The organism is Cryptosporangium arvum DSM 44712 (assembly GCF_000585375.1).
GTDB classification, from domain to species: Bacteria; Actinomycetota; Actinomycetes; order Mycobacteriales; family Cryptosporangiaceae; genus Cryptosporangium; species Cryptosporangium arvum.
Genome location: NZ_KK073874.1, coordinates 2,846,166 through 2,870,631 on the forward strand (window position 1 = coordinate 2,846,166; position 24,466 = coordinate 2,870,631).

General features: G+C 72.4%; 25 protein-coding genes and 1 pseudogene. 17 read left to right on the forward strand and 9 right to left on the reverse strand.

The window, feature by feature from the left end:
• Nucleotide 1: 1 nt before the first annotated feature.
• Nucleotides 2–1,345 (forward strand): 2-oxoadipate dioxygenase/decarboxylase, encoded by a 1,344-nt coding sequence (hglS, locus tag CRYAR_RS13265; protein WP_211247425.1) that lies wholly within the window; start codon nt 2–4, stop codon nt 1,343–1,345.
• Nucleotides 1,342–2,838 carry an L-piperidine-6-carboxylate dehydrogenase gene (gene amaB / locus CRYAR_RS13270; RefSeq protein ID WP_035850951.1) on the forward strand — a complete coding sequence of 499 codons (1,497 nt, stop codon included), beginning with the start codon at nt 1,342–1,344 and terminating at the stop codon, nt 2,836–2,838. Before hglS ends, amaB begins: the two co-directional genes overlap by 4 nt.
• On the opposite strand, the gene CRYAR_RS13275 is transcribed toward amaB, so the two are convergent.
• Nucleotides 2,802–3,899, reverse strand: coding sequence for a class II histone deacetylase (locus tag CRYAR_RS13275; protein ID WP_035850954.1), 1,098 nt, complete (start codon nt 3,897–3,899; stop codon nt 2,802–2,804). The genes amaB and CRYAR_RS13275 overlap by 37 nt on opposite strands.
• A gap of 71 nt (nt 3,900–3,970) precedes the next feature.
• Here CRYAR_RS13275 and CRYAR_RS13280 point away from each other — a divergent pair, with 71 nt between their 5' ends.
• Both CRYAR_RS13280 and CRYAR_RS13285 read left to right on the forward strand, forming a co-directional pair.
• Nucleotides 3,971–4,345 (forward strand): response regulator, encoded by a 375-nt coding sequence (locus tag CRYAR_RS13280; protein WP_051570121.1) that lies wholly within the window; start codon nt 3,971–3,973, stop codon nt 4,343–4,345.
• Nucleotides 4,342–6,351, forward strand: a complete 2,010-nt coding sequence (locus CRYAR_RS13285; RefSeq protein WP_035850956.1) for an ATP-binding protein — start codon at nt 4,342–4,344, stop codon at nt 6,349–6,351. Before CRYAR_RS13280 ends, CRYAR_RS13285 begins: the two co-directional genes overlap by 4 nt.
• A 24-nt stretch (nt 6,352–6,375) precedes the next feature.
• Here CRYAR_RS13285 and CRYAR_RS13290 read toward each other — a convergent pair whose 3' ends face one another.
• Both CRYAR_RS13290 and CRYAR_RS13295 read right to left on the reverse strand, forming a co-directional pair.
• Nucleotides 6,376–6,615, reverse strand: coding sequence for a hypothetical protein (locus tag CRYAR_RS13290; protein ID WP_035850958.1), 240 nt, complete (start codon nt 6,613–6,615; stop codon nt 6,376–6,378).
• Between the two features lie 1,528 nt (nt 6,616–8,143).
• Nucleotides 8,144–9,013 (reverse strand): annotated as a pseudogene (locus CRYAR_RS13295) (EamA family transporter); the annotation flags it as partial.
• Nucleotides 9,014–9,059: 46 nt separating this feature from the next.
• Between CRYAR_RS13295 and CRYAR_RS13300 the strand changes: the two are divergent.
• Nucleotides 9,060–9,590: a MarR family winged helix-turn-helix transcriptional regulator gene (locus CRYAR_RS13300; RefSeq protein WP_051570123.1), complete on the forward strand. Its 531-nt coding sequence runs from the start codon at nt 9,060–9,062 to the stop codon at nt 9,588–9,590.
• Nucleotides 9,591–9,709: 119 nt separating this feature from the next.
• On the opposite strand, the gene CRYAR_RS43020 is transcribed toward CRYAR_RS13300, so the two are convergent.
• Nucleotides 9,710–11,026 carry a glycoside hydrolase family 16 protein gene (locus tag CRYAR_RS43020; protein WP_051570125.1) on the reverse strand — a complete coding sequence of 439 codons (1,317 nt, stop codon included), beginning with the start codon at nt 11,024–11,026 and terminating at the stop codon, nt 9,710–9,712.
• Nucleotides 11,027–11,211: 185 nt separating this feature from the next.
• Here CRYAR_RS43020 and CRYAR_RS45225 point away from each other — a divergent pair, with 185 nt between their 5' ends.
• Entirely contained in the window at nt 11,212–11,757 is a 546-nt protein-coding gene (locus tag CRYAR_RS45225; protein WP_157017628.1) for a hypothetical protein, read from the forward strand.
• Here CRYAR_RS45225 and CRYAR_RS13315 read toward each other — a convergent pair.
• Together CRYAR_RS13315 and CRYAR_RS13320 are read right to left on the reverse strand one after the other, a co-directional pair.
• Nucleotides 11,681–12,301 carry a DUF2238 domain-containing protein gene (locus CRYAR_RS13315; RefSeq protein WP_063725709.1) on the reverse strand — a complete coding sequence of 207 codons (621 nt, stop codon included), beginning with the start codon at nt 12,299–12,301 and terminating at the stop codon, nt 11,681–11,683. The genes CRYAR_RS45225 and CRYAR_RS13315 overlap by 77 nt on opposite strands.
• A 69-nt stretch (nt 12,302–12,370) precedes the next feature.
• Nucleotides 12,371–13,129: an IclR family transcriptional regulator gene (locus CRYAR_RS13320; RefSeq protein WP_035850961.1), complete on the reverse strand. Its 759-nt coding sequence runs from the start codon at nt 13,127–13,129 to the stop codon at nt 12,371–12,373.
• Between the two features lie 126 nt (nt 13,130–13,255).
• On the opposite strand from CRYAR_RS13320, the gene CRYAR_RS13325 reads away from it, so the two are divergent.
• The 4 genes from CRYAR_RS13325 to glpK (CRYAR_RS13340) are packed head-to-tail and all read left to right on the forward strand — an operon-like array spanning nt 13,256 to nt 18,953.
• On the forward strand, nt 13,256–14,110 hold the full coding sequence (locus CRYAR_RS13325) for an MIP/aquaporin family protein (protein WP_035850962.1): 855 nt from the start codon (nt 13,256–13,258) through the stop codon (nt 14,108–14,110).
• A gap of 18 nt (nt 14,111–14,128) precedes the next feature.
• Complete coding sequence (glpK, locus tag CRYAR_RS13330) at nt 14,129–15,634, forward strand: glycerol kinase GlpK (protein WP_035850963.1); 1,506 nt, start codon at nt 14,129–14,131, stop codon at nt 15,632–15,634.
• A 58-nt stretch (nt 15,635–15,692) separates the two neighbouring features.
• Nucleotides 15,693–17,408, forward strand: coding sequence for a glycerol-3-phosphate dehydrogenase/oxidase (locus tag CRYAR_RS13335; RefSeq protein ID WP_035850964.1), 1,716 nt, complete (start codon nt 15,693–15,695; stop codon nt 17,406–17,408).
• Nucleotides 17,409–17,444: 36 nt separating this feature from the next.
• A complete protein-coding gene (glpK, locus tag CRYAR_RS13340) occupies nt 17,445–18,953 on the forward strand; it encodes a glycerol kinase GlpK (protein WP_035850966.1) in 1,509 nt (502 codons plus the stop codon).
• 143 nt (nt 18,954–19,096) lie between these two features.
• On the opposite strand, the gene CRYAR_RS13345 is transcribed toward glpK (CRYAR_RS13340), so the two are convergent.
• Nucleotides 19,097–19,612, reverse strand: coding sequence for a DUF4865 family protein (locus CRYAR_RS13345; RefSeq protein ID WP_035850969.1), 516 nt, complete (start codon nt 19,610–19,612; stop codon nt 19,097–19,099).
• Entirely contained in the window at nt 19,612–20,172 is a 561-nt protein-coding gene (locus CRYAR_RS13350) for a TetR/AcrR family transcriptional regulator (RefSeq protein ID WP_157017630.1), read from the reverse strand. The genes CRYAR_RS13345 and CRYAR_RS13350 overlap by 1 nt, the downstream gene beginning before the upstream one ends.
• Nucleotides 20,173–20,226: 54 nt before the next feature.
• On the opposite strand from CRYAR_RS13350, the gene CRYAR_RS13355 reads away from it, so the two are divergent.
• The 4 genes from CRYAR_RS13355 to CRYAR_RS13370 are packed head-to-tail and all read left to right on the forward strand — an operon-like array spanning nt 20,227 to nt 22,083.
• A complete protein-coding gene (locus CRYAR_RS13355) occupies nt 20,227–20,538 on the forward strand; it encodes a hypothetical protein (RefSeq protein ID WP_157017632.1) in 312 nt (103 codons plus the stop codon).
• Nucleotides 20,520–21,413, forward strand: a complete 894-nt coding sequence (locus tag CRYAR_RS13360; protein ID WP_035850976.1) for a S41 family peptidase — start codon at nt 20,520–20,522, stop codon at nt 21,411–21,413. Before CRYAR_RS13355 ends, CRYAR_RS13360 begins: the two co-directional genes overlap by 19 nt.
• On the forward strand, nt 21,410–21,727 hold the full coding sequence (locus CRYAR_RS13365) for a hypothetical protein (protein WP_035850978.1): 318 nt from the start codon (nt 21,410–21,412) through the stop codon (nt 21,725–21,727). The genes CRYAR_RS13360 and CRYAR_RS13365 overlap by 4 nt, the downstream gene beginning before the upstream one ends.
• A 2-nt stretch (nt 21,728–21,729) precedes the next feature.
• Complete coding sequence (locus tag CRYAR_RS13370; protein WP_035850982.1) at nt 21,730–22,083, forward strand: MmcQ/YjbR family DNA-binding protein; 354 nt, start codon at nt 21,730–21,732, stop codon at nt 22,081–22,083.
• On the opposite strand, the gene CRYAR_RS13375 is transcribed toward CRYAR_RS13370, so the two are convergent.
• Nucleotides 22,080–22,823, reverse strand: coding sequence for an MOSC domain-containing protein (locus CRYAR_RS13375; protein ID WP_169745024.1), 744 nt, complete (start codon nt 22,821–22,823; stop codon nt 22,080–22,082). The two genes, CRYAR_RS13370 and CRYAR_RS13375, sit on opposite strands and share 4 nt — an antisense overlap.
• Nucleotides 22,824–22,847: 24 nt before the next feature.
• Between CRYAR_RS13375 and CRYAR_RS13380 the strand changes: the two genes are divergently transcribed.
• From CRYAR_RS13380 to CRYAR_RS13390, 3 genes are all read left to right on the forward strand, one after another.
• Nucleotides 22,848–23,672, forward strand: coding sequence for a helix-turn-helix domain-containing protein (locus CRYAR_RS13380; RefSeq protein WP_035850988.1), 825 nt, complete (start codon nt 22,848–22,850; stop codon nt 23,670–23,672).
• Between the two features lie 4 nt (nt 23,673–23,676).
• Nucleotides 23,677–24,069: a VOC family protein gene (locus CRYAR_RS13385; RefSeq protein WP_035850990.1), complete on the forward strand. Its 393-nt coding sequence runs from the start codon at nt 23,677–23,679 to the stop codon at nt 24,067–24,069.
• A 194-nt stretch (nt 24,070–24,263) separates the two neighbouring features.
• On the forward strand, nt 24,264–24,461 hold the full coding sequence (locus tag CRYAR_RS13390; protein ID WP_035850993.1) for a hypothetical protein: 198 nt from the start codon (nt 24,264–24,266) through the stop codon (nt 24,459–24,461).
• Nucleotides 24,462–24,466 lie beyond the last annotated feature (5 nt).

Sequence of the window (24,466 nt, forward strand, 5' to 3'; positions counted from 1 at the left end):
CTTGCAGCAGTGGGAGTTGCGGGCCGCGTTCGCCCGCTCGCTGTCGGAGATGTACGGCACCGAGGTGCCGGCGTACACCACGCTGCTGCGGGTGTCGGCCGAGGTCAACGCCGACGTGCTGGCCGAGCGCGGCGCGGAGGCCCAGCGGCTGGGCAGCATCGAGCGGGTGACCGCGGAACGGCACGGGGCGATCCGGGTCGGGACGCCCAGCGAGCTGCGGCAGGTCGGCCGGATCTTCGCCGGGTTCGGGATGCACCCGGTCGGGTTCTACGACCTGCGCGACGCGTCGGCGTCGTCGGTGCCGGTGGTGTCGACCGCGTTCCGGCCGCTGGAGGCGGACGAGCTGGCCCGCAACCCGTTCCGGGTCTTCACGTCGGTGCTGGTCGCCGACGACCGGCGGTTCTTCGACGCGGACCTGCAGGCGCGGCTGGAGACGTTCCTCGGGCGGCGCGAGCTGTTCCCCGCGCGGGTGCTCGAGCTCGCGGCCCGGGCCGAGTCCGACGGGGAGCTGCCCGACGCGGACGCCGCGGAGCTGCTGGCCGGGGCGACGGCCTGTTTCGCCCTGTCCCGGGAGCCGATCGACCGGGCCTGGTACGACGAGCTCGCGCGGATCTCCGCGGTGGCCGCCGACATCGGCGGGGTCACGTCGACGCACATCAACCACCTCACCCCGCGCGTGCTCGACATCGACGAGCTCTACCGGCGGATGAGCGGGCTCGGCATCACGATGATCGACGAGATCCAGGGGCCACCGGCCTGGGACGGCCCGGACGTGCTGCTGCGCCAGACGTCGTTCCGCGCTCTCGCCGAACCCCGGCGGTTCACCGACGGACCGGGGGAGCTGCGCGTGCGCTTCGGCGAGGTCGAGGCCCGCGGCGTCGCTCTCACCGCCGCCGGCCGGGCCCTCTACGACCGGCTGCTGGCCGACGTGGACACCCGCCGCGCGTCGAGCGGCCGCCCGCGGGCGGAGGTGGCGGCCGAGGTCTGGCGCGAGCACCTCCCGGCGACCGAGGAGGCCCTGGACCGCGCGGGCCTCGGCGCCTTCACCTACCGCGCCGTGCCCGGCGTGCCGCGCCCCGGCAGCTCCGACGTCCACGAGTGGGTGCGGGCCGGCGCCGCGGTCCGGGAACCGATCGTCTACGAGGACTTCCTGCCGCGTTCGGCCGCGGGAATCTTCCAGTCCAACCTCACCGACGCCGGCCGGAGGGACGACGCCCACACCGGCGCCGCCCGCGATGCCGGCTGGATGAGCGACGCGCTCGGCCGCGAGGTCGCCGACCCCATCGTCCGCAACGAAGAATTGACGCGCGCCTCGCTGCAGGCGCTCAACCTGGAGATCTCATGATCGACCTGCGCGAGAGCGCTCAGAACGCGTTGAAGGCCTGCGGCGTCGAGGACGCCGCCCTGACCGGCGGGCTGACCGTCCGCACCCCGCTCACCGGCGTCGAGCTGCTGAGCGTGCGCGAGACCGCGGACGTCGACGCGGCCGTCACCGCGGCCCACGCCGCCTACCAGCAGTGGCGCACGGTGCCCGCGCCGGTGCGCGGCGCCCTGGTCAAGCGGCTCGGCCAGCTGATCGATGAGCACAAGGACGACCTGGCCACGCTGGTGACGCTCGAAGCGGGCAAGATCCGCTCCGAGGCGCTCGGCGAGGTGCAGGAGATGATCGACATCTGCGACTTCGCGGTCGGCCTGTCCCGGCAGCTCTACGGCCGGACGATGCCCTCCGAGCGCCCCGGCCACCGGCTCATGGAGACCTGGCACCCGCTCGGCGTCGTCGGCGTGATCTCCGCGTTCAACTTCCCGGTCGCGGTCTGGTCGTGGAACACCGCGGTGGCGCTCGTCTGCGGCGACGCCGTCGTCTGGAAGCCCTCGGAGAAGACGCCGCTGACCGCGCTGGCCTGCTCGGCGCTGCTCGACCGGGCCATCGCCGAGGCCTCCGCCCCGGCCGACCTGCACAGGGTCGTCATCGGTGGCCGTGAGGTCGGCGAGGCGCTCGTCGACTCGCCGCTGGTGCCGCTGGTCAGCGCGACCGGCTCGACGCGGATGGGCCGCGAGGTCGGACCGCGGGTGGCGGCCCGGTTCGGCCGCACGCTCCTGGAACTCGGCGGCAACAACGCCGCGGTCGTGACGCCGTCGGCCGACCTCGACCTCGCGACCCGCGCGATCGTGTTCGCCGCCGCCGGCACCGCCGGACAGCGCTGCACGACGCTGCGTCGTCTGATCGTGCACTCGTCGGTCGCCGACACGCTCGTCGAGAAGCTCGTCACCGCCTACCGGAAGCTTCCGATCGGGAGCCCGCTCGAGGCCGGCACGCTCGTCGGCCCGCTGATCGACGCGGCCGCCTGGGGCCACATGACCGACGCGCTGGACGCGGCTCGCCGTGACGGCGGCGAGGTGCTCGTCGGCGGCGGCCGGCGCGAGGTCGACGGCGACGGCTACTACGCCGAGCCGGCCGTCGTCCGCATGCCGGCCCAGACCGACATCGTGCGCACCGAGACGTTCGCGCCGATCCTGTACGTCCTGACCTACGAGACGCTCGACGAGGCGATCGCGCTGCACAACGACGTCCCGCAGGGGTTGTCGTCCGGCATCTTCACCCGCGACCAGCAGGAAGCAGAGCGCTTCCTGGCCGCCGACGGGTCCGACTGCGGCATCGTGAACGTCAACATCGGCACCTCCGGCGCGGAGATCGGCGGCGCGTTCGGCGGCGAGAAGGAGACCGGCGGCGGCCGCGAATCCGGCTCCGACGCGTGGCGCGCCTACATGCGCCGCGCGACGAACACCGTGAACGCCTCCGGTCAGCTGCTGCTGGCCCAGGACGTGTCGTTCCTCTGAGCTCTCGCGATCGCCTCCGCTTGATGGGGGAGTAGCCGCCCGCCGTAGTTCTCGACGATCGGTAGGAACGGATCCTCCACCTCGGTGCGGACACCGCTGAGTTCCTCGACGACGGCCAACCCGCAGAACGGCACCGCGAACGGCGAGTACCCACCCTCGTGGGTCAGCACCAACCGCCCTTCGCAGTGCCGTTCCGCGGCGGCCTTCACCCGGCCGGTCATCCACCGGAACGACTCCGAGCTCAGCATCTGACGGGCCAGCGGGTCGAACCCGTTCGCGTCGAACCCGCAGGCCACCAGGATCAGGTCGGGGGCGAACCGGTCCAGCGCCGGCTCGACGACGTCGGCGAACGCGGCCCGGTACGCGCCGTCCCCCGACCCGGCCGGCAGCGGCACGTTGACGATCGTGCCGTGCGCACCGGTGTCGGTCACCGGCCCGGACCGCGGCGGGTAGACACCGTCCTGGTGGATCGAGACCGCCAGCACCGACGGGTCGTCCCAGAACGTGTCCTGGGTTCCGTTGCCGTGGTGGACGTCCCAGTCCACGATCGCGATCCGTCCGACGCCCAGCGTCGCCTGCGCGTGCCGCGCCGCGACCGCGATGTTGTTGAACAGGCAGAACCCGCGCCCGTGCTCCGGCGTTGCGTGGTGGCCCGGCGGCCGCACCAGCGCGTACGCGTTCTCCACGGTGCCGCCGACGACCGCCTCCACCGCGGTGATCGTCCCCCCGGCGGCCAGCAGCGCGATCTCGTAGGAGAACTCGCCGAACGGCGTCCCGCCGCCGAGGTTCCCGCCGCCGGCGGCGGCCTGCCGCGCGATCTCGTCCACGTACGAGCGCCGGTGGACGCGGGTCAGCTCGGCGACGGTGGCCGGGCGCGGCGCGAGAACCGTCAGCCGCTCGAGCAGCCCGGACGCCGCGACCAGGTTCGCGAACCGGCGTTTCGCGTCGGGGCCTTCGATGTGCGTCATCGGCTCCACCCACCGGCTCACCGGCAGCGGCCCACCCGCCGTCCCGGCGTCGTGCCACATGTACCGCTCGCTCCACACCCAGCCGGTCGCCATGGCACCAGCTTTGCTCAGAACGGCCCGGGAGCGGCCGAAGAGGGAGTGAGAACTGACGAGGGGCGGCGGGGATGGCGCGGTTGCTGGTGGTGGAGGACGAGCCGGACCTCCGTGACCTGCTCGTCCACCGATTCGAGGCCGCCGGCCACGAGGTCGTCCCGGTCGCCACGTCCGCGGCCGCCCTCCGCACCGTCGAGGCCGACGGCCCCCCGGACGCCGCCGTGCTCGACGTCGACCTGCCGGGCCGGGACGGCGTCGACCTGCTCGCCGACCTGCGCCGACGCCACCCGGCGCTGCCCGCGCTGTTCATCACCGTGCTCTGGTCGGGTGAGCTGCTCGCCCGCATGAAAGCCACCGGCTGCCCCTACCTCACCAAGCCGTTCGCCGCGCGAGACCTCCGCGACGCCGTCGCCGATCTGCTCCACGGCGGAAACACGCCCGGATGAGCCCGGCGCTCGGCTCGGTCGGCTTCGCCACGCTGTTCGGGCTCGCCGCCGTCGCCGGGCGGCTCACGATCCTCGACGGCACGAACCTGAGCCTGGTCTGGCCGGCCGCGGGCGTCTCGATCGTCTGGTTCGTGGCCCGCCGCGCGACCGTGCTGGACTGGGCCCTGCTGGTCGGCGTCACGCTCGCGGTCAACCTGGTCACGCACGCCCCGCCGGTGCTCGCCGCGGGGTTCGCGGTGGCCAACGTCGTCCAGATCAGTGTCTTTCTCGCGGTTCTCGGCCGGCTCCGGCCGGACTGGCGCCGCGGCGGGGCCGATCCGCTGACCACGCTCTCGGACCTCTGGCGCATGATCGCGGCGACGGTCGCCGGCACGTTCGCCGGGGCGCTCATCGGACCCACTCTGGCCAACTGGTACGCCGGGTCCTGGAACTGGCTCGGGGAAGTCGTCTGGCTCACCCGCAACGTCTCCAGCATCCTCGCGATCGGCATCCTCGGGCTGCTGTTCCTCGGCGGCCGCACCGGCGAGCGGCTGAGCGGCTGGCGGCACGCGGAGCTGGTGGCGCTCGCGGCCTGCTCGGCCGCCGCCTACGCGCTCGCGTTCGCGCAGGCGCACGGGCTCCCGCTCGCGTTCCCGCTGCTCCTGGTCACGGTCTGGGCCGGAACCCGGTTCCCGGCCACGCTCGTCGCGCTGCACGGCGTCACGGTGGGCACGGCGGCGGTCATGTTCACCCTGCACGGTCAGGGCCCCTTCGCCACCGTCGAGTCGTATCCGGGGCGGGCGCTGATGGCCCAGGCGTTCGTCGCGATGGTGGCCGTACTCGGAACCGTGCTGGCCCTCGGGCGCGACGAGCGCCGGGTCCTCACCGGCGAGCTGGCCGAGACCGCCGCGGCCAGTGCGGCGCAGGCGGAGCTGCTCACCACGATCGTCGACTCGATGAGCGACGCGTTGATGGTCGTCGGGGCCGACGGGAAGATCCTGCTGCGCAATCCGGCCGCGCTGGAGCTGTGGCGCGGGGTGGGCCGGCGCCCGGAGCACGTGGGCGCCAGCGGCGAGTTCGAATTCGGCGAACCCGGCGGTGGCCCGATCCCGGTCTCCGATCTGCCGCACGCGCACGCGTTGGCCGGCGTGACCGTCGTGGACCGCGACGTCGTGGTGCGCCAGCGCTCCACCGGCACCGAGCGTGTCCTGCAGGTGTCCGCCGCGCCGCTGCCGGCCGAGGACGCCGGCCCCCGAGCGGTGGTGGTCTACCACGACGTCACCGTCGACCGCAGGCACCGCGACGAGCTCACCGCGTTCGCCGGCGTCGTCGCCCACGACCTGCTGAATCCCCTCACCACCGTGGAGGGCTGGACCGAAGCGCTTGCCGACACGCTCGGCGACGACCCCGACGCCCGCGACTGCATCACCCGGATCCGCCGCGGCTCCACCCGGATGCGTCACCTCATCAACGATCTGCTCGGCTACACCACCGCCCGGGACGGCGCGCTCACCTCGGCCCGCGTGCCGCTGGCCGAGCTGGTCGGGGAGATCGCGAGCGCCCGCATCGACCAGGCCCTGGCCGCGAGCGCGCTACCCCCACGCTTCACCGTGGGCGCGCTGCACGACGTGGAAGCCGACCCGGTGCTGACCCGGCAGCTGCTCGAGAACCTGCTCGGCAACGCGATCAAATACACCGCGCGCGGGGTCGTGCCGCACGTGACGGTCACGACCGACCTCGTCGACGACCGCGTCCGCCTCACGATCGGCGACAACGGCATCGGCATCCCGCCCGGCCAGCACGAGGCGATCTTCGCGGACTTCCACCGCGCCCACCGCGACGCCGGGTACACCGGCACCGGCCTGGGGCTGGCGATCTGCGCCCGCATCGTCGAGCGCCACGGCGGCACGATCGCGGCGTCCGACAACCCGGGTGGGGCGGGTTCCCGCTTCGTCCTGACCCTGCCCGCGGCGACGACGTCGGCACCGGCACGCGAGTCGGCCGGGGTGGATTCGTCCGGAGGCTGATCCGCGGGGCGCGGGGCGTCGGGGTCAGGTGCGGGTGCGTCGGATCGTGACCGGGGGCTCGTCGTCGTCCGGCGTCTGGTTCGGCGCCGTGCGGTGCTCCTCGGCGAAGATCTCGAACCGGGCCTCGTGAGCCGAGGGCCGGTACATCTCATCGAACACGTCGAGAATCGGCGCGCTGATACCCCGCTTCCGTACCCGGGCCGCGAGAACCACCAGGCCGACGATCACCCCGACGTAGCCGGCGGCGACAACGAGTGCTCCCACATCTTCCTGCGACGATCGAGCCCCGGCCGTAGTTCCCGAAGGTCTGGGGTTTCCCGGGGTGCCACTTCGCGGTGCCCGCTCCCGAAGGTGCCACCACCGGCCGAGCACCCCTCGCGACGCCCGTGCGCGGCGGTTTTGTGTGGCGGCTTGTATCGACCGTGTGCATCGGCCCTGCGCATCGGCCCTGCGCATCGGCCCTGCGCATCGGCCCTGTGCATCGATGGTGGGCGAGGCGGCGTGATGCGCGCGACGATGGAGTCTTCGTGCGGTGGCCTTCGTGCGGTGGCCTTCGTGCGGTGGCCTTCGTGCGGTGGCCTTCGTGCGGTGGCCTTGTGCGGTGGCCTTGTGCGGTGGCTCTGTGCGGCGATTCTGTGCGGCAGTCGTGCCCGGCGGCCCTGCGTCGGTGAGCTGCGGGGCTGCCGATTGGTATCGGCGGGGGAGGTGGTGATGCATTTCGTGAAGCGAGTACGGCCGGCGGGGTCGGTGAGCGCCAGAGCTGACACGAAGGTCGGCCGGGTCGCAGCCTCGGCACCAACGAGTTCCGGGGGCCTCGACCAGTTCCCGGGCCTACGCGACCCGAGGTAGACCCAAGCAATCGTCGTAGGCCCGGAAAGCTGCCGCGCAGGCCGAAGCTGAGCCGCTGAGCCGCTGAGCCGCTGAGCCGCTGAGCCGCTGAGCCGATAGCGCCGGGACCAACGGGATCACCGGGGCTACCGGGGTTACCGGGGCGATCGATGCAGTCAAGGCAGTCGGGGTTGTCGGGGCAGCCGGGTGATGAGGCTGCCGGGCGTGGAAGGTCAGGCAGGTCGCAGCCGTGGCCTGAGCGGTCCGGGCAGCCTTGCGTGGTCTCCACGGCTGACGTGTCCACTCCGGGTCGCCGAGATTCGTGGTGTCGATACGGATCAAGGCACTGGCGAGCGGGACGACCTCGTCCACGGCCCGTGGTCCGGTCGTCACGTGAACCTCCGGAGCAGCGGCTTGCTGCGCCGCTCCCAGTCGGTGTGGCAGTCGCGGCTGGAGTGAAAACCTGGGCGGGCGTGGTGGACATCGTGGGCGTGACACCTGCAGTATCGCGGCGGCGCTGGATCTCGCATTCGTTGCTGGCGTGACGGACCTGGTGGGCGTGCCACCTGTGACTGGCGAGGCGGCCGTGGCGTCCGTCAAGGCAGTGCGCGGTCCGCGTGTTGTGCTACGCCCGAACGGGTTGGGGCGGCACAGCGGCAGGGCGGGGCGTTGAGGCTGGGCGGGGCGCTGAGGCGGACTGCCCAACTGTGGTGGCGCCGAGCGGTGTGGTGGGGCTGAGCGGTGTGGTGGGGCCGACCGTGGTGGTGGGGCTGGGCGTTGTGGTGGCGCCGAGCGGTGCGGTGGGGCTGAGCGGTGTGGTGGGGCCGACCGTGGTGGTGGGGCTGGGCGTTGTGGTGGCGCCGAGCGTGTTGGTTCCGCCGCGTGTTGTCGTGGGGCTGGGGCCGCTTGTGGGGGTGGTGGGGCGCGGTGCGGGGGTGGGCTGGGGTGTGGGGAGGATCGCGGCGCGGGCGGCGGTGAGGACTGCGGCGAGGACGGTGGCTACGCCCAGGGCCTGGGTGAGGGTGAGCGCCTGGCCCAGCACCAGCCAGCCGGCGAGCACCGCGACCACCGGGCTCAGCAGGCTGAGGAACGACGTCGCGCCGGCGGGGAGGGCGGCGAGCCCGCGGAACCAGAGCGCGTAGGCGAGCGCCGTGCCGACCACCGCGAGGTACGCGTACCCGCCGACCGCGGCCGCGTCCAGGGCCGGCGGCGCGCCCTCGACCGCGAACGCCACCGGAGCCAGCACCAACCCGCCGGCCACCAGTTGCCAGGCCGTGCTGACCAACGGGGGCGGGGGCGTCCCCGCGCCCCGGGCGGTGCGGGTGGGGGAGGACCAGCGTTTCGTGAGGACGATCCCCAGTGCCATCGAGGCGGCGCCGCCCAGAGCGGCGGTGATGCCGAGGGCGTCCAGGCGTGCTTGGGCAGTGAGGACGACGAGCGCGACCCCGGCCACGCCCGCGGCGCCGGCGGCGACCATCCGGGGGCGCAGGCGTTCTCCCAGCGCGGGGACGGCGAGTGCGGCCACCAGCAGGGGCTGGATCGCACCGGCGATCGCGGCCACCCCGCCGGGCAGGCGGTACGCGGCCAGGAAGAGGAGGGCGAAGAACGCCCCGATGTTCAGGGTGCCGAGGACGGCTGAGCGCCACCACCACGAACCCCGGGGTAACACCCGCACGATCGCGAGCAGCAACAAGCCCGCCGGGAGGGCGCGCAGCACACCGGCGAGCAAGGGGCGTCCGGCCGGGAGGAACTCGGTCGTGACCAGGTACGTGGTGCCCCAGGTCGCCGGGGCGGCAGCGGTCGCGATCAGCACGCGAGCTCGATTGCTAAGCACTTAGCAATAATAGCTAAGTGCTTAGGTAAATGGCTAGGGTGGTGGGGTGAGCAAATCCGCGCCGGGACCCGACCACGTGGACCGGATCCTCGCCCAGTGGCACCGCGAACGTCCCGATCTGGACGTGTCGCCGATGGCGGTGATCGGGCGGCTGAGCCGTGCCGCGGCGGCGGTGCACGGGCGGCTGGATCGCACGTTCGCCGCGCACGATCTCGACCGGGGCTCGTTCGACGTGCTCGCCACGCTGCTGCGCAACGGCCCGCCGCACCGGCTCACCCCGGCCCAGCTCGCGGCCGACGCGATGATCACGTCCGCCGCGGTGGCGCAGCGACTCAACCGGCTCGAGTCGCGGGGCCTCATCACCCGCGCCCCGAATCCCGACGACGGTCGCGGCAGCCTCGTCTCGCTCACGCCGTCGGGCAAGGCCGCCGTGGAGGCCACGCTCCCGGCCCACCTGGCGACCGAGCAGGAGTTGCTGGCCGGCCTCTCCCCGGAGGAACGCGAAACCCTGGCTGCCCTCCTGTCCCGCGTGTCCCATGCCGCCGACCCGAAACGGCAAGCTCCGCCCACCGACTAAGCCCCGGCGCCCACTGCTGAGCGGTTTGGAGATGCCGAGCTGAGCGGCACATGGGTGTCGAGCCGAGCGGCGAGGGCTTGCCGGGCGGCGGGGGCGGGTGCGTCGGGTTCGGTGCCGACCTACGGGGTCGAGCTGCCGATCGGGTAGCGGTAGACGCGGATCCAGTCGATCAGGGCGGTCGCGGGCACCTGGGGCGCGGGGCCGTCGATCGCCAGTTCCAGGGCCAGGGTATGGGGGCGGCGGAACGAGGCCCAGGCGGCCCCGGCACCGGCGGCGCGGAGTTCCTGGGTGACGACGCCGTCCACGGACCAGCGCAGGTGGCCGTTCTCGCCGGGCTTCCAGTCCAGCGCGTAGACGTGCCAGTCGGTGGCGGCGCCGCGGGCCGGGAGGTCGTGGGCGCGGCCGTAGGCCAGGTCGGGGGTGCCGCCGTGGGCGAACTGGCGTACCAGGCCGGGTCGTTCGCCGGCGACTTCGGCGATGTCGATGCCGCCCGACTCCGGCCAGGCGACGCTCGCGGCGTCCGCGCCGATCGTGCGGAACGCCGGGCGCAGGCCGCGGCCGGCGGGCAGCTTCATCCGGGCCGCGAAGTAGCCGCCCTGCTGCGACCAGGCGGCCGCGCCGTCGTTGCCCGAGCGGTCGAGCATGCTGAGGCGGGGTGCCACCGGGCCGGGTTCCGCGGTCAGGGCCAGGCGGCCCAGGCCGTCGAGTTTCGCCTGGTCGAGTGAGTACCGGGCGTCGCCGCGGGGGTCGTCGAACCACATCGCGGTGGAGAGGCCGTAGTTCGGGCCGGCGCCGGCCGGGCCGCTGAACTCCTGGCGGAACGTCACCGGGTTGGTCCGCACGGTCAGGTACCGCGGTGGGGTGAGCGCCGTCCAGACGCCGGCGATGCGGACGGCGGCGGCGACCAGGTAGTCGCCGGGTGGGAACGTCCGTTGCCCGGTAGCGAACGTGTACCCGCCCGGCGGGACGGTGGCCGGCTGGACGCCGGGGAAGTCGAAGTTCGCGCCGTCGGAGTTGCGGACCGCGACGGTCAGGGCCTCGACCGCGACCGGCGTCGACTTCGCGTGGAGCCGGACGGTCGCGGCGATCGCCTGCCCGGACTCCGCGGTCGCCGGCACGCTCAGCCGGTCCAGCACCAGCCCGCTCGCCGCCGCCGTCCGCGCCGACCACACCGGAAACGCCCGCCCCGCGAGCGCCACGTCCCGCCCCCCGCCCGTCCGCGCGTCCCCGGTCCGCGCGTCCCCGGTCCGCGCGCCCGCGCCGACCAGCGCGCCGGCCCGGTCGGACGAGAGCGACGGCCAACCGCCCCGGTCGGACGGCAGCCGCACCCCGCCCCGATCGGACGGCAGTGGCGCGCCGGACGCGGCCGGTGGTGCGGACAGTGTGGCCAGCGCCAAGCCCAGTGCGGTGACCGCGCCGATGGTCCGTCGGTTCATCCCGGACACTCCCCTCCGAACGACCTGCTGGTAGCAAGCAGCGTCATACCGCACTGAAAGGGTGTAATTCGCGCGGCGCGCGCGAGCTGAGAGAATGCTGCGAACTTTATGCAGGTTCGCTCAATTACCACCGGAATCTGGCGTGTCGGTCACTCGCTGCAACGAGGACCATTTTGGGTGTCGTCATGCGCCTTCACCATAAAACGGGCATCATCTGTGCACTCGTCGTCGGCCTCCTGACGCCCGCCGTGCCTAGCGCGGCAATCGATCGCCCGGCGTTCAACCGGTACTCCGCCGCCCAGCTCGCGCAGCAGATCCTGGCGCTACGGGCCGCGGGCCGGATCCGCATCTACGACTACTCCGCCCACAAGGCCGCCGACCGCCGGGACCGGTCACTGGCCAGCCAGCAGCTGGCCGACATCGCCGCGGGCAAGCGTGCGAACCTGTCCCGTCGCTGCCACCGGGGCCGCCTGGTGAAGATCCGCCCCGACATCCGGATCCTGCGCTTCCTCGCCGACCTGGGGATGAGCTACGGCGGCTACACGATAAACGTCCTGTTCGGGCAGTGTCACTCGCGCCGTTCGCTGCACTACGCCGGCCGTGCGGTCGATCTCCGGTGCGGCCTCCGGATCACCAGGGCCGACACGAAAGCGATCACGTGGGGAGTGAAGCGAAACCTGGAGACGTGTCGGCGGAACGCGCACTGGCACTACTCCGTCGGCGGCCGATGACCACGGTCACGACCAGGGCCAGCACCGCACCGCACGTGCCGAGCGTCATGTCGCCGAGGGTGTCCTCGTAGGCCGTGTCGAGCTCGGTGCCGTGCCGGATGAACGCGTACCACTCGCCGAGCTCCCAGAGCAGCGCGAGCAGGGCGCCCCCGCCGACCACGACGATCGCGCGGGCCCAGGCCGGGCGCAGCGACGGGACGTCGAGCACCAGCGCGAGGCCCAGGCAGAGCAGGAACCAGTTGACGAAGTGGTTCGCGTCGTCCCACCACGAGATCGAGTCGTAGAGGTCGAGCGTGTTGCCGGTGACGTCGATCAGGAACGGGGTCATCGTCAACGTGAAGCCGGCGATCGGGGGACGCGTGCCCCGCTTCACCGTCCACCACCAGACCGGGACGACGAGCATCATCAGCGGGTAGAGCACCAGGCGGGCGCCGAAGCCCTTGCCGGCGAACTGGGGCAGGTCACTGGCGACGCTCGCGACGACCAGCTGGGCGATCGTGGCGATCAGCACCACCCCGGGCCCGGCCCACTTCTTCAGCTGCATTGCGGCAGTGTGCACGACCGGGCGGAGAGGCGGCCGGGCACCCTCCCGGTTCGCCGCAGAGCGTGAGAATCAGTCGTTGGCGAGGTCGCGCGAGACGGCGCGTGCCGCGTCACGCACGCGGTTGACCAGGGCATTTCTTGGCCGGAGGCCGGGGTCGCAGACGCGGTCGACGGCGCCGCTGACGCCGATGGCGCCGACCACCAGCCCGCCGTGGCCGCGGATCGGGACGGCGACGCCGGCCTGGCCGACGGTCATCTCCTCGATCTCGGTGGCCCAGCCGCGGCGGCGGACCCGGTCGAGGGAGGCGCGGAGCTCGTCGGGGTCGGTGATCGTGCGGTGCGAGTAGGGCGGCAGGCCCTGGGCGAGCACCACCGACGCGTTCGGCGCGTAGGCCAGCAGGGCCTTGCCCAGCGCGGTGGCGTGCACGGGGAGCGAGGAGCCGACGTCGAGCCGCTGCTGGGTGTCGTCGGGGCGGAACACGTGGTGGACGACGACGACCGCGCCGGCCTGCAGCGCCCCGATGCGGACCGCGAAACCGGTGCGTGCGGCCAGCGGGTCGGCCCAGTTGATGGCGTGCGACCGCAGTTCGTTGAGGTCGAGCGGGCCGCTGCCGAGATCGAGCAGGGAGGCGCCGGGGCGGTACTTGCCGCCGGAGCCGTCCTGGTCGACGAAACCGACGCGGTGCAGTGTCCGTAACAAGCCGTGCGTGGTGCCCTTGGCCAGGCCGAGCGCCTCGGCGATCTCGGTGACGCCCAGCGGGCCCGGAGCAGCGCCGAGCAGGCGCAGGATCGCCGCCGCTCGTTCGATGGACTGCACGGAGCCGGGCACGTCCCCAAAAGTATCGGTTCGACAATGTCGAACACGTGCCATTGAGACCGATAGCGGTGCTTTCTAACTTCGGGAATGCGCCGGGACGGCCAACGTCGGCTCCCGGCCCCAGCCCCGGGAGGTCCCATGGCGGAACGGTTGAAGATCCCGAAGGTCCCCGGCACGGTCGGCGAGATGGCGGCGGAGTTCGCCGGAACGTTGATCCTGATTCTGTTCGGATGTGGTGTGGTCGCGCAGGTCGTGGCCGGTGAGCTCGGCGATCACGACAGCATCGCCTGGGCGTGGGGGTTCGGCGTGACCCTCGGCGTGTTCGTCGCCGGGCGGATCAGCGGCGCGCACCTCAACCCCGCGGTGACGATCGCCCTCGCGGTGTTCAAAGGCTTTTCCTGGCGGAAGGTGCCGGCGTACATCGCCGCGCAGACGCTCGGCGCGTTCGTCGCCGCGCTGCTCGTCCGCTGGAACTACAGCGAGGTCCTGGCGAAGGTCGACCCGGGCAACACGATCAAGACCCAGGGCGTGTTCTCGACGTTGCCCGGCAACGGCGCGCTGCCGGTGTCGGAGTGGGGCGCGTTCCGCGACCAGGTCATCGGTACGGCGATCCTGCTGTTCGTCATCCTCGCGCTGACCGACCTGCGCAACAACCCGCCGCTGGCGAACCTGACGCCGCTCATCATCGGTTTCCTGGTGGTCGCGATCGGCATGGCGTGGGGCACCGACGCCGGGTACGCGATCAACCCCGCCCGTGACTTCGGCCCGCGTCTGGCCTCGTACTTGACGGGGTACGAAACAGCATGGAGCGACCAGTACGGGAACGTGTACTTCTGGGTGCCGATCATCGCCCCGATCATCGGTGGTCTTGTCGGTGCCGCCCTCTACGGTCTGCTCATCGGCCGGTTCCTGCCCTCGGACGAGCCGCAGGAGCCGGGCGACCTGCCGTCGGCCGATGCCCGTGACGCCCGTCCCTCCGAGAAGATCGCTTAACCCCGAGGAGCAATCCGCATGCCTGATTTCGTCGGCGCAGTCGATCAGGGCACGACCAGCACCCGGTTCATGGTCTTCGACCACGGTGGCAACGAGGTCGGCCGTCACCAGCTCGAGCACGAGCAGATCCTGCCGCAGGCCGGCTGGGTCGAGCACAACCCGGTGGAGATCTGGGAGCGCACCGCCTCGGTCATCCGCACCGCAATGAACAACCTCAACCTGTCCGCCTCCGACCTGGCCGCGCTCGGCATCACCAACCAGCGCGAGACCACGGTCGTGTGGGACAAGCGCACCGGCCGTCCGTACTACAACGCGATCGTCTGGCAGGACACCCGCACCGACCGGATCGCGTCGGCGCTCGACCGCGACGAGCGGGGACAGACCATCCGGCAGAAGGCCGGCCTGCCGCCGGCCACGTACTTCTCCGGCGGCAAGATCCAGTGGATCCTGGAGAACGTCGAGGGGGTCCGCGAGGCCGCCGAGGCCGGCCACGCGATCTTCGGCAACACCGACACGTGGCTGATCTGGAACCTCACCGGGGGCGCCCACGTCACCGACGTGACGAACGCCAGCCGCACGATGCTGATGGACCTCGAGACGCTGGACTGGGACGACGAACTGCTGTCGTTCTTCAACATCCCGCGCTCGATGCTCCCGGAGATCCGGCCGTCGTCGGACCCGGCCGGTTACGGTTCGCTGGAGGCCGGTGGCCCGTTCCGGGGTGACGTCCCGCTCACCGGTGACCTCGGCGACCAGCAGGCGGCCACCGTCGGGCAGGTCTGCTTCGCCCCCGGCGAGGCGAAGAACACCTACGGCACCGGCAACTTCCTGCTGCTCAACACCGGCAACGAGCTGGTGCGCTCGGAGCACGGGCTGCTGACCACCGTGTGTTACAAGTTCGGTGACCAGGCCCCGGTCTACGCGTTGGAGGGCTCGATCGCGGTCACCGGCTCGGCCGTGCAGTGGCTGCGTGACCAGCTCGGCATCATCAGCGGCGCGTCGCAGAGTGAGGCGCTGGCCCGCCAGGTCGACGACAACGGCGGCGTGTACTTCGTGCCGGCGTTCTCCGGGCTGTTCGCACCGTACTGGCGCTCCGACGCCCGGGGCGCGATCGTCGGCCTCTCGCGGTACAACACCAACGCGCACCTGGCCCGGGCCACGCTCGAGTCGATCTGTTACCAGAGCCGGGACGTCTCCGAGGCGATGGCGCAGGACTCCGGCGTCACGCTCGACGTGTTGAAAGTGGACGGTGGGGTAACCGCCAACAGCCTGTGCATGCAGCTGCAGGCGGACATCCTCGGCGTGCCGGTCAGCCGGCCGGTGGTGGCGGAGACCACCGCGCTCGGTGCGGCCTACGCGGCGGGGCTCGCGGTCGGGTTCTGGAAGAACACCGACGAACTGCGCGAGAACTGGAACGAGTCGGAGCGCTGGCAGCCGAGCTGGAGCGAGGAGCGGCGCACCGAGGGCTACGCGAAGTGGCGCAAGGCGGTCGAGCGGACGCTCGACTGGGTCGACGTCGACTGAGGGTTTCGCGCACGGCGGGGCGGCCTTCCGGCCGCCCCGCCCACACAAAGGAGACGGTATGGACACCGGTCGGCTTTCACCCGAGGCCCGGGAGGCGGCGTTCACCGCGCTGGCCGACGGTGACGAAGTAGATGTCGTCGTCGTCGGAGGGGGCGTGGTCGGGGCCGGGGCCGCGTTGGACGCGGTGACCCGCGGGCTCTCGGTGGCGCTCGTCGAGGCCCGCGACTTCGCCAGCGGAACCTCCAGCCGGTCGAGCAAACTCATCCACGGTGGCCTGCGCTACCTGGAGATGCTCGACTTCGGCCTGGTGCGGGAGGCGTTACACGAGCGAGGGCTGATGGTGCAGCGCCTGGCCCCGCACCTGGTGCGTCCGGTGCGCTTCCTCTACCCGCTCAAACACCGGGGGTGGGAGCGGCTCTACGCCGGCAGCGGCGTGGCTCTCTACGACGCGCTCAGCCTGTCCAGCGCCGGGCGGGGCCTGCCGCACCACCGGCACCTCACGCGCCGCGGCGCGCTGCGTGTCGCGCCGTCGCTGCGCAAGGACGCGCTGGTGGGGGCGTTGCAGTACTACGACGCCCAGGTCGACGACGCGCGCCACACGATGTTCCTGGCCCGTACCGCCGCGGCGTACGGGGCGCAGGTGCTCTCGCGGGCCCGGGTGGTCGGGTTCCTGCGCGAGGCCGAGCGGGTCACCGGTGTGACCGTGCGTGACCTCGAACACGACCGGGAGTTCACGATCCGCGCCAAGCAGGTCATCAACGCGACCGGCGTCTGGACCGACGACACCCAGGCGATGGTGGGGGAGCGGGGCCAGTTCCACGTCCGCGCGTCCAAGGGCATCCACCTGCTCGTGCCGCGCGATCGCATCCAGTCCTCCACCGGGCTGATCCTGCGGACGGCGTCGTCGGTGCTGTTCGTCATCCCGTGGGGGCGGCACTGGATCATCGGCACCACCGACACCGACTGGGCGCTGGACAAAGCCCATCCGGCGGCGTCGAGCCGGGACATCGAGTACCTGCTCGACGAGGTCAACAAAGTGCTCGTCACGCCGCTGACCAAGCCGGACGTGGTCGGCGTCTACGCGGGTCTGCGTCCGCTGCTGGCCGGGGAGTCCGAGTCGACGTCGCAGCTCTCACGCGAACACACGGTGGCCTCGCCGCAGCCGGGGCTGGTCGTGGTGGCCGGCGGCAAGTACACGACGTACCGGGTGATGGCCCGGGACGCCGTCGACGCGGCCGTGCACGCGTTGGACCGGGGCGCGCCGAAGTCGTGCACCGACACCGTGCCGCTGCTCGGGGCCGAGGGGTTCCGCGCGCTGCGTAATCAGCGGGCGACGCTCGCGGCCCGGTCCGGGCTCCACGTGGCCCGCATCGAGCACCTGCTGAGCCGGTACGGGTCACTGCTCGACGAGCTGCTGACCCTGATGGCGGCCGACCCCGATCTGCGTGCGCCCCTCGACGGCGCGGAGGACTACCTCCGGGTCGAGATCGCGTACGCGGCGTCGCACGAGGGCGCGCGGCACCTGGAGGACGCGTTGACCCGACGTACCCGCATCTCGATCGAGGTGCCCGACCGCGGTGTGGCCGCGGCCCGGCCGGCCGCCGAGCTGATGGCGGCGGTGCTCGGGTGGAGCGACGAACAGGTCGATCGCGAAGTAGAGCATTATTTACGACGAGTCGAGGCTGAACGCGCGTCCCAGGACCAACCGGACGACGAGACGGCCGATGCGAAGCGACTGGGTGCCGAAGATGTGGTTCCTCTGATCACTGGGTAATAGGATCGTCACTGCGGCGACCGGGAGGAGGCCGACATGGTTTCGCGGTATGTGATCGCGATCGACCAGGGAACGACCTCCACCCGGTGCATCGTGTTCGACCAGGCCGGCCGGCTGGTGTCGGTGTCCCAGCGCGAGCACCGCCAGCTCTACCCCAAGCCGGGCTGGGTCGAGCACGACGCCGCGGAGATCTGGCGCAACGTGCAGCGGATCGTTCCCCGTGCGGTGGCCGAAGCCGGTATCGAGGCCTCGCAGGTCGTCGGCATCGGCATCGCCAACCAGCGGGAGACGTACGTGCTGTGGGAGCGTTCCTCGGGACGGCCCATCGGGCAGGCGCTGGTCTGGCAGGACACCCGGGCCGACGCGCTGGTGGACGACCTGTCGTCGCACGCCGACGCGAAGGACGTCGAGGCGCGCTGCGGGTTACCGCTCGCCACGTACTTCTCGGCCCCGAAGCTGCGCTGGCAGCTCGATCACGTGCCGGGGCTGCGCGAGCGGGCCGAGCGCGGCGAGGTCCTGTTCGGCACGATGGAGACCTGGCTGATCTGGAACCTCACCGGCGGGGTGCACGTCACCGACGTCACGAACGCCAGCCGCACGATGCTGATGGATCTGCGGACGCTGCGGTGGAGCCCCGAGCAGCTCGATTTCTTCGGCATCCCGGCCGCGATGCTGCCGGAGATCCGGTCGTCGGCCGAGGTGTACGGGGTGTGCACGTCGGTGCTGCCCGGGGTGTCGATCACCGCGGCGCTCGGTGATCAGCAGGCCGCGCTGTTCGGACAGGTGTGCTTCGCGCCCGGCGACGCGAAGTGCACCTACGGCACCGGGTCGTTCCTGCTGCTCAATACCGGTTCCGAGGTCGTGCAGTCCACGCACGGGCTGCTCTCGACGGTCGGCTACCAGATCGGTGGCGCGCCGGCGACGTACGCGCTCGAGGGGTCGATCGCGATCACCGGGTCGCTGGTGCAATGGTTCCGCGACTCGCTCGGGCTGATCAGCACCGCGCCGGAGATCGAGACGCTGGCGCGCACCGTCGAGGACAACGGCGGGTGTTACATCGTGCCGGCGTTCTCGGGCCTGTTCGCGCCGTACTGGCGGAGCGAGGCGCGCGGCGTGATCGTCGGGCTGACCTCGTACATCACCAAGGGGCACCTGGCGCGGGCGGTGCTGGAGGCCACCGGCTGGCAGACCCGCGAGGTCGTCGACGCGATGAACGCCGACTCCGGCCTCGATCTGCGGACGCTGCGCGTGGACGGGGGGATGACCTCGGACAACCTGCTGATGCAGTTCCTCGCCGACGTGCTCGACGTGCCGGTGGTGCGGCCGATGGTGGCCGAGACGGTGTCGCTGGGGGCGGCGTACGCGGCCGGGCTGGCCGTCGGGTACTGGGCCGACCTCGCGACGCTGCGCCAGAACTGGCACCGCGCGGCGGAGTGGCGGCCGGCGATGGCGGCCGACCGCCGCGCCGAGGAGTACGACAACTGGCAGCGCGCCGTCGAGCGCACGTTCGGCTGGATCAAACCGGGCGCCCACCACCCGGGGTAGCGGCGTGTCGTCAGGGCGCCACGCCGTGGCGAAGGCCCGGGTCGGTGACGGTGATGGGCCGTCGAAGGCGCGGAACGCCCCGCTGCGGCCCGGTCGCCGCGACCACGTGGACGCCGGTCGCCCGGGACACCGTCACCAGGGAGCTAGTGGATCTCGTCGAGGCCGGGTGTGCTCAGGTGGAGCACCTCGTACCGCGTGCCGGGGTGGGTTCCGCCGAGCGTGAAGCGCGTCAGCACCCAGTGGTGCGTGTCGATGACCAGGGCCGCCGAGTGGACGTCCGGCCCGGGCACCAGCTCGTCGATCGCGCGCCGGATGACGTCCGAGGGGTCGCCGTCCGGAAGGTGGACGTCCAGGCGGGTCGCGGTCCGCGCCTCGGACGCGGGGCCACGCGCGAACGCGAGGCCGGTCCACTGCCGTACCGGTGGCCGCCCGAAATCGCGGATGATGTTCGCGAAGCCGCCGCCCCAGAGGAACGTGTTCATCCCGGACATGTCGTTCCAGAGGTAGAACGGCGCGTAGGCGTGCTCGCGGATCAGGTAGGCCTTGAGGCCCAGGCCGGGGAAGTGGTCGAGCGCCGCGCCGCGGGTGGCCACCCGGCGGCGGATGATGCCCATGTCGTAGTCGGTGGGCAGCGGGATCTCGTACTGCATCGCGTGCATCAGCGCCGCCCTCCGAGCAGGGCCAGCGCGCCCTCGGCGGCCCGGGTGAACAGCTCCGGGTCGTCCGCGGACCGGGCCAGGACGTAACCGCCCTGCACCACGGCCACCAGGGCGGCCGCGACGTCGTCGGGGTCCAGTTCGGACGAGATCTCGCCGGACGCGATGCCCTCGCGGATCAAGCCGCTGATCCGGTGACGCAACCAGCCGAGCGTCTCCTCCAGCGGCTCGCGCAGCTGCGGGTTCGCGACGACGTCCGGATCCTGGGTGAGGCGCCCGACCCGGCACCCGCGGAGCACGTCCCGGTCGCGCCGCAGGTAGGCCGCGATGCGGTCGTAGGCCGACCCGGGGCCGGCGAACGTCTCCTCGGCCAGCCCGCGCAGTTCGGTGGCGCTGCGGTCGATCGCGGCCCGCGCGAGGTCGGGCTTGCCGGTGAAGTGGTGGTACATGCTGCCCTGCCCGGCGCCGGCCCGCTGCTGGATCGCTTTCGGACTGGTGCCGACGTAACCCCGCTCCCAGAGCAGCTCCTGTGTGCTGGCGACGAGTCGTTCCGCGGCGTCCATGCGAGCACCGTACATACTAGTAGGTACAGAAGTCCAGCCGAATACGATGGGCCGGTGACGCTTCCTACGGACCGGTTGTTCGACGGCTGGTGCCCGGATCCGGGGCACCCGCGGCTCGAGGAGTCGATCAACCCGGTCAGCGAACGGGACGCCGGTTGGTGCACGGAGTGCCAGGCCTGGTGGGCACCGGATCCGTCGTGGGCGCTCGGGATCGAGTCGGTCGATCTCACGGTGCCGGGTCGCGGCGGCGACTTCACGCTCTGGCGCGTCGACGCCGGGGAGCTGAACGCGAGCCGGGGAGGAGTTCCGGCGGTCCTTGCGCGCTACCGCGACCGGACGCTGACCGGGTGGGGCGAGACCGAGTGACGATCGTCGAGCAGGTGGCCGCCCTCGTCGACGAGCACTACGTGTTCCCCGCGGTCGGGCCACGGATCAGCGCGGTGCTGCGCCGCCGTCTCGACGAGGGTGCCTACGCGGGCCTGGAACCCGAGGCGCTGGCCACCCGGGTGACCACGGACCTGCAGTCGGTGAACGGTGACCGCCACACCCGGCTGGTGTTCCACGCCGACGAACTGCCCGCCGACCACGGCGACGACGCGGCGGACGCGGTGCGCCGCGGTGCGCTCGCGGCGCGGTGGGCCGGGGGCGTGACCCGGGCCGAACTGCTCGAGGGGAACGTCGCCGTGGTGGCGCTGGCGCCGATCCTGTTCCCGCCCGCGGCGGCCGGGGAGAGCGTGGGGGCCGCGATGACCTGGGCTCGGCGCTCGTCCGCGCTGATCCTCGACCTGCGCCGCTGCCTGGGCGGTGACCCGCGGACGGTCACGCTGGTCTGCGGCTACCTGGTCGGCGACGAGCGCGTGCACGTCAACAGCCTGCGTGACCGGCACGGGGACCTCACCCAGTTCTGGACCAGCCCGGCGCTGCCCGGGCGGCGGTTCGGGCCGGAGCGGCCGGTGGCCGTGCTGACCGGTGCGGACACGTTCTCGTCGGCCGAGGAGCTCGCCTACGACCTGCAGCAGCTGGGCCGCGCCGAGGTGATCGGGGAGCGGACGCCCGGCGGAGCCCACAACCGGCGGGCGTTCCGGGTGCACCCGCACCTGGAGGCCACGATCTCGGTCTCCGCGGCGGTCAATCCGGTGACCGGCACGAACTGGGAAGGCGTCGGGGTCGTCCCCGACGTCGAGGTGCCGGCGGCGGATGCGCTGGACGTCGCCCACCGGCGTCTTAGGGTGGCCCCATGACGCCGGACGAGTGCTTCGACGACATCCTCGACGAGCTGACCCCCGAGGGGGTGCACACCGCGACGATGTTCGGCAGCCGGGCGCTCAAGCGGGAGACGAAGGTCTTCGCGGTGGTGCACACCGAGGACGCGGTGTTCCGGCTGGGGCGCGGGACCCCGGCGCACGCGGACGCGCTCGCGCTCGACGGGGCCGAGCTGTTCGACCCGTCCGGCCGGGGCCGCCCGATGAAGGACTGGGTACGGGTCCCGGCCGAACACACCGACCACTGGCTGCCGTTCGCGCAGGCCGCGCTCGCCTACCTCCGGGGGGCCTGACCGTGGCCACCTGGGACGACGTGCGGCGGATCGCGCTCGCGCTGCCGGAGAGCAGCGAGGGGACCTCGTACGGCGCGCCGGCCTGGAAGGTGCGCGGCAAGACGTTCGTCTGGGATCGCCCGGTGCGCAAGGGCGACCCCGAGCCGATCCTCGGCGTGCGCGTCGCCGACGAGGGCGTCAAGGCGGCACTGATCGCCGACGACCCGGACGTCTGCTTCACGATCCCGCACTTCGACGGCTACGCGGCCGTGCTCGTGCGCCTCGACCGCATCCCGCTCGACGAGTTGACCGAGCTGATCACCGAAGCGTGGCTCCTCCGGGCCCCGAAGCGGCTGGCCGCCGAGTACCGCCCCTAGGCCGGGGCCAGCTCGTCCCCGACGCGGATCTCGCCCGGCTCCACCACGTCGGCGTAGACACCGAAGTGGATGCCGCGCCCGAGCTCGCCCACCGTCACCCCGCGATACCCCTTGATCAGGTGCAACGTCTTCAGGTCGGTCGCGCCGCCGTCGGGGTCACGGGTGGTCGCCGCGCACCGCGGCACTGGGCCGCCGACACGCAGCACCACCGACCCGGCGCGGAACTCCGCACCGGCCCAGCCGTCCTCGGCGTGCGGCGCACCGCCGGCGAACTCCACCGACATCCGGAAGCGGCGCGAGTCCACCGGCGCCACCCCGGCCCGGGACGCCAGCTCACCCACCGACGCCTCGCCGAGCAGCGTCAGCGCGTGCACGTCGCAGCCGCCGTTCGGCTCGTCGGCGTGCACCAGCCGCACGGGCTGACCGGCCCGCTCGGTGAAGTACGCCGACCACGGCCCGAGCACCTCGTGCGCCGCGACGTGCTTGAGACCGTAGAAGTCGGCCTCCACGGCCGGCCCGAGCTCGATCGGCGCCCGGACCCCCGACACGTCCAGGAAGCCCGGCGACCAGGACGCCCGCGCCCCGAGGAAGGCCCCGGTGCGCGAAGCGGAGAACAGCTTGCCGTCCGCGTCGACCAGGAAGAACTGCCGGTCGCCGACGATGCCGGTGGGCGTCACCACGACCGAGGCCGGGTGCTCGGCACGCAGGCCCTTGACCGGGACGACGGTTAGCCGGCTCACGCGCACGGGCTTAGCGTAGTCAGCATGATCGACGAGGCGGTCCGTGGTCGGCCCGCCCCGGCGCTGCGGCCGTACGTCGCCTGGTACTCCGGTTACCGGCAGGCCGGCATCGCGCCGGGGCGGCACCGGGGCCTGCCGTCGCCGTACCTCACGCTCATCGTCACGATCGACGACCCTCTCGTCGTGGCGGCGCACCCCGACCCGGCCCAGCCGGCCGAGCAGTACACGACGCTCGTCGGCGGGCTGCACACGGTTCCGGCGCTGATCACCCACGACGGACGGCAGTCGGGGGTGCAGCTCGCGCTCCGTCCGCTGGGCGCGCGGGCGCTGCTCGGGCTCCCGGCCGGCGAACTCGGCCACCTCGACGTCCGCGGCGAGGACGTGCTCGGCCCGTTCGCCGCCGAGCTGCACGAACGCCTCCGCGCGGCGTCGAGCTGGCCGGCCCGGTTCGCCGCGGTGGACGCCGTCTTCCTGAAGATCTGCCGGCCCGCGAACGCGCCGCTCCCCGAGATCACCGCGGCCTGGCGTCTCCTGACCGGGGGCGGGCACACGGTCGCCGCGGCCGCGGACGCCGTCGGCTGGAGCGTGCGTCGCCTCTCCGACCGCTTCGGCACCGAGCTCGGCGTCTCCCCGAAGACCGCGGCGAAGATCGCCCGCTTCGACCGGGCGCGGCGGCTCCTGCTGACCACCGACCGCGGCCTCGCCGACGTGGCCGTCGCCTGCGGCTACTACGACCAGGCGCACCTGGCGCGCGACTTCCGCGACCTCGCCGGCGCACCGCCCAGCCAGTGGCTGGCCGAGGAGCGCCGATTCGTCCAAGCCCACGACGACGACGCGGGGGAAAGCTGAGGTCATGACACAGACCGTGTGGCCCACCCTCCGCGCTCGCGACGCCCGGGCGCTCATCGACTTCCTGGTCACTGCGTTCGGGTTCGAGGAGGTGGTGGCGCACTCCGGGGACGACGGCGTCATTCAGCACGCCGAACTGGCCTGGCCCGGCGGCGGCGGGATCATGCTCGGCCAGGAGCGCGACGACCCGGACAACCCGTGGAAGCTCCCGCCGGGAACGTTCGGCGCGTACATCGTGACGAGCACGCCCGACGCGCTGCACGAACGCGCGGCGGCGGCCGGCGCGGAAATTCTCCGGAAGCCGTTCGACACCGACTACGGGTCCCGCGACTTCGCCGTCCGTGACCCCGAGGGCAACCTCTGGTCGTTCGGGACCTATCCCGGCCACGCGCGCTGAGGCCGAGTCGGCGGCGCATCCCGTGCCGCCGACTCAAACCCCGATGTATTGACTTGTCACCATTAGGTCGTTCTTACTCAGCGTGGGGATGCCGTAGTCACGGTCCGCTGGGGGACGGCGTGCGAATACTTCTGGGGATGAGTGTGCTCGTCGTGGCGGCTGTGGCGGCCGACCGCGTACTTACGGTGACGGGGATGCCGTTACCGGTCTACGTCGCGATCGTGTTCGGCCTCACGCTCGTCGCTCCGTTCGGGGTCCGGAGCTGGCACCTGCGCCATCCCGACCGCTGCGAGCACTGCCGCGGCCGCGGCTCGACGACGTTCGTCGCCGCGCGTCGCTTACGCACGCGGATGTGCTCGTTCTGCCACGGCAGCGGCCGGATGAGCGTCTGACGCGG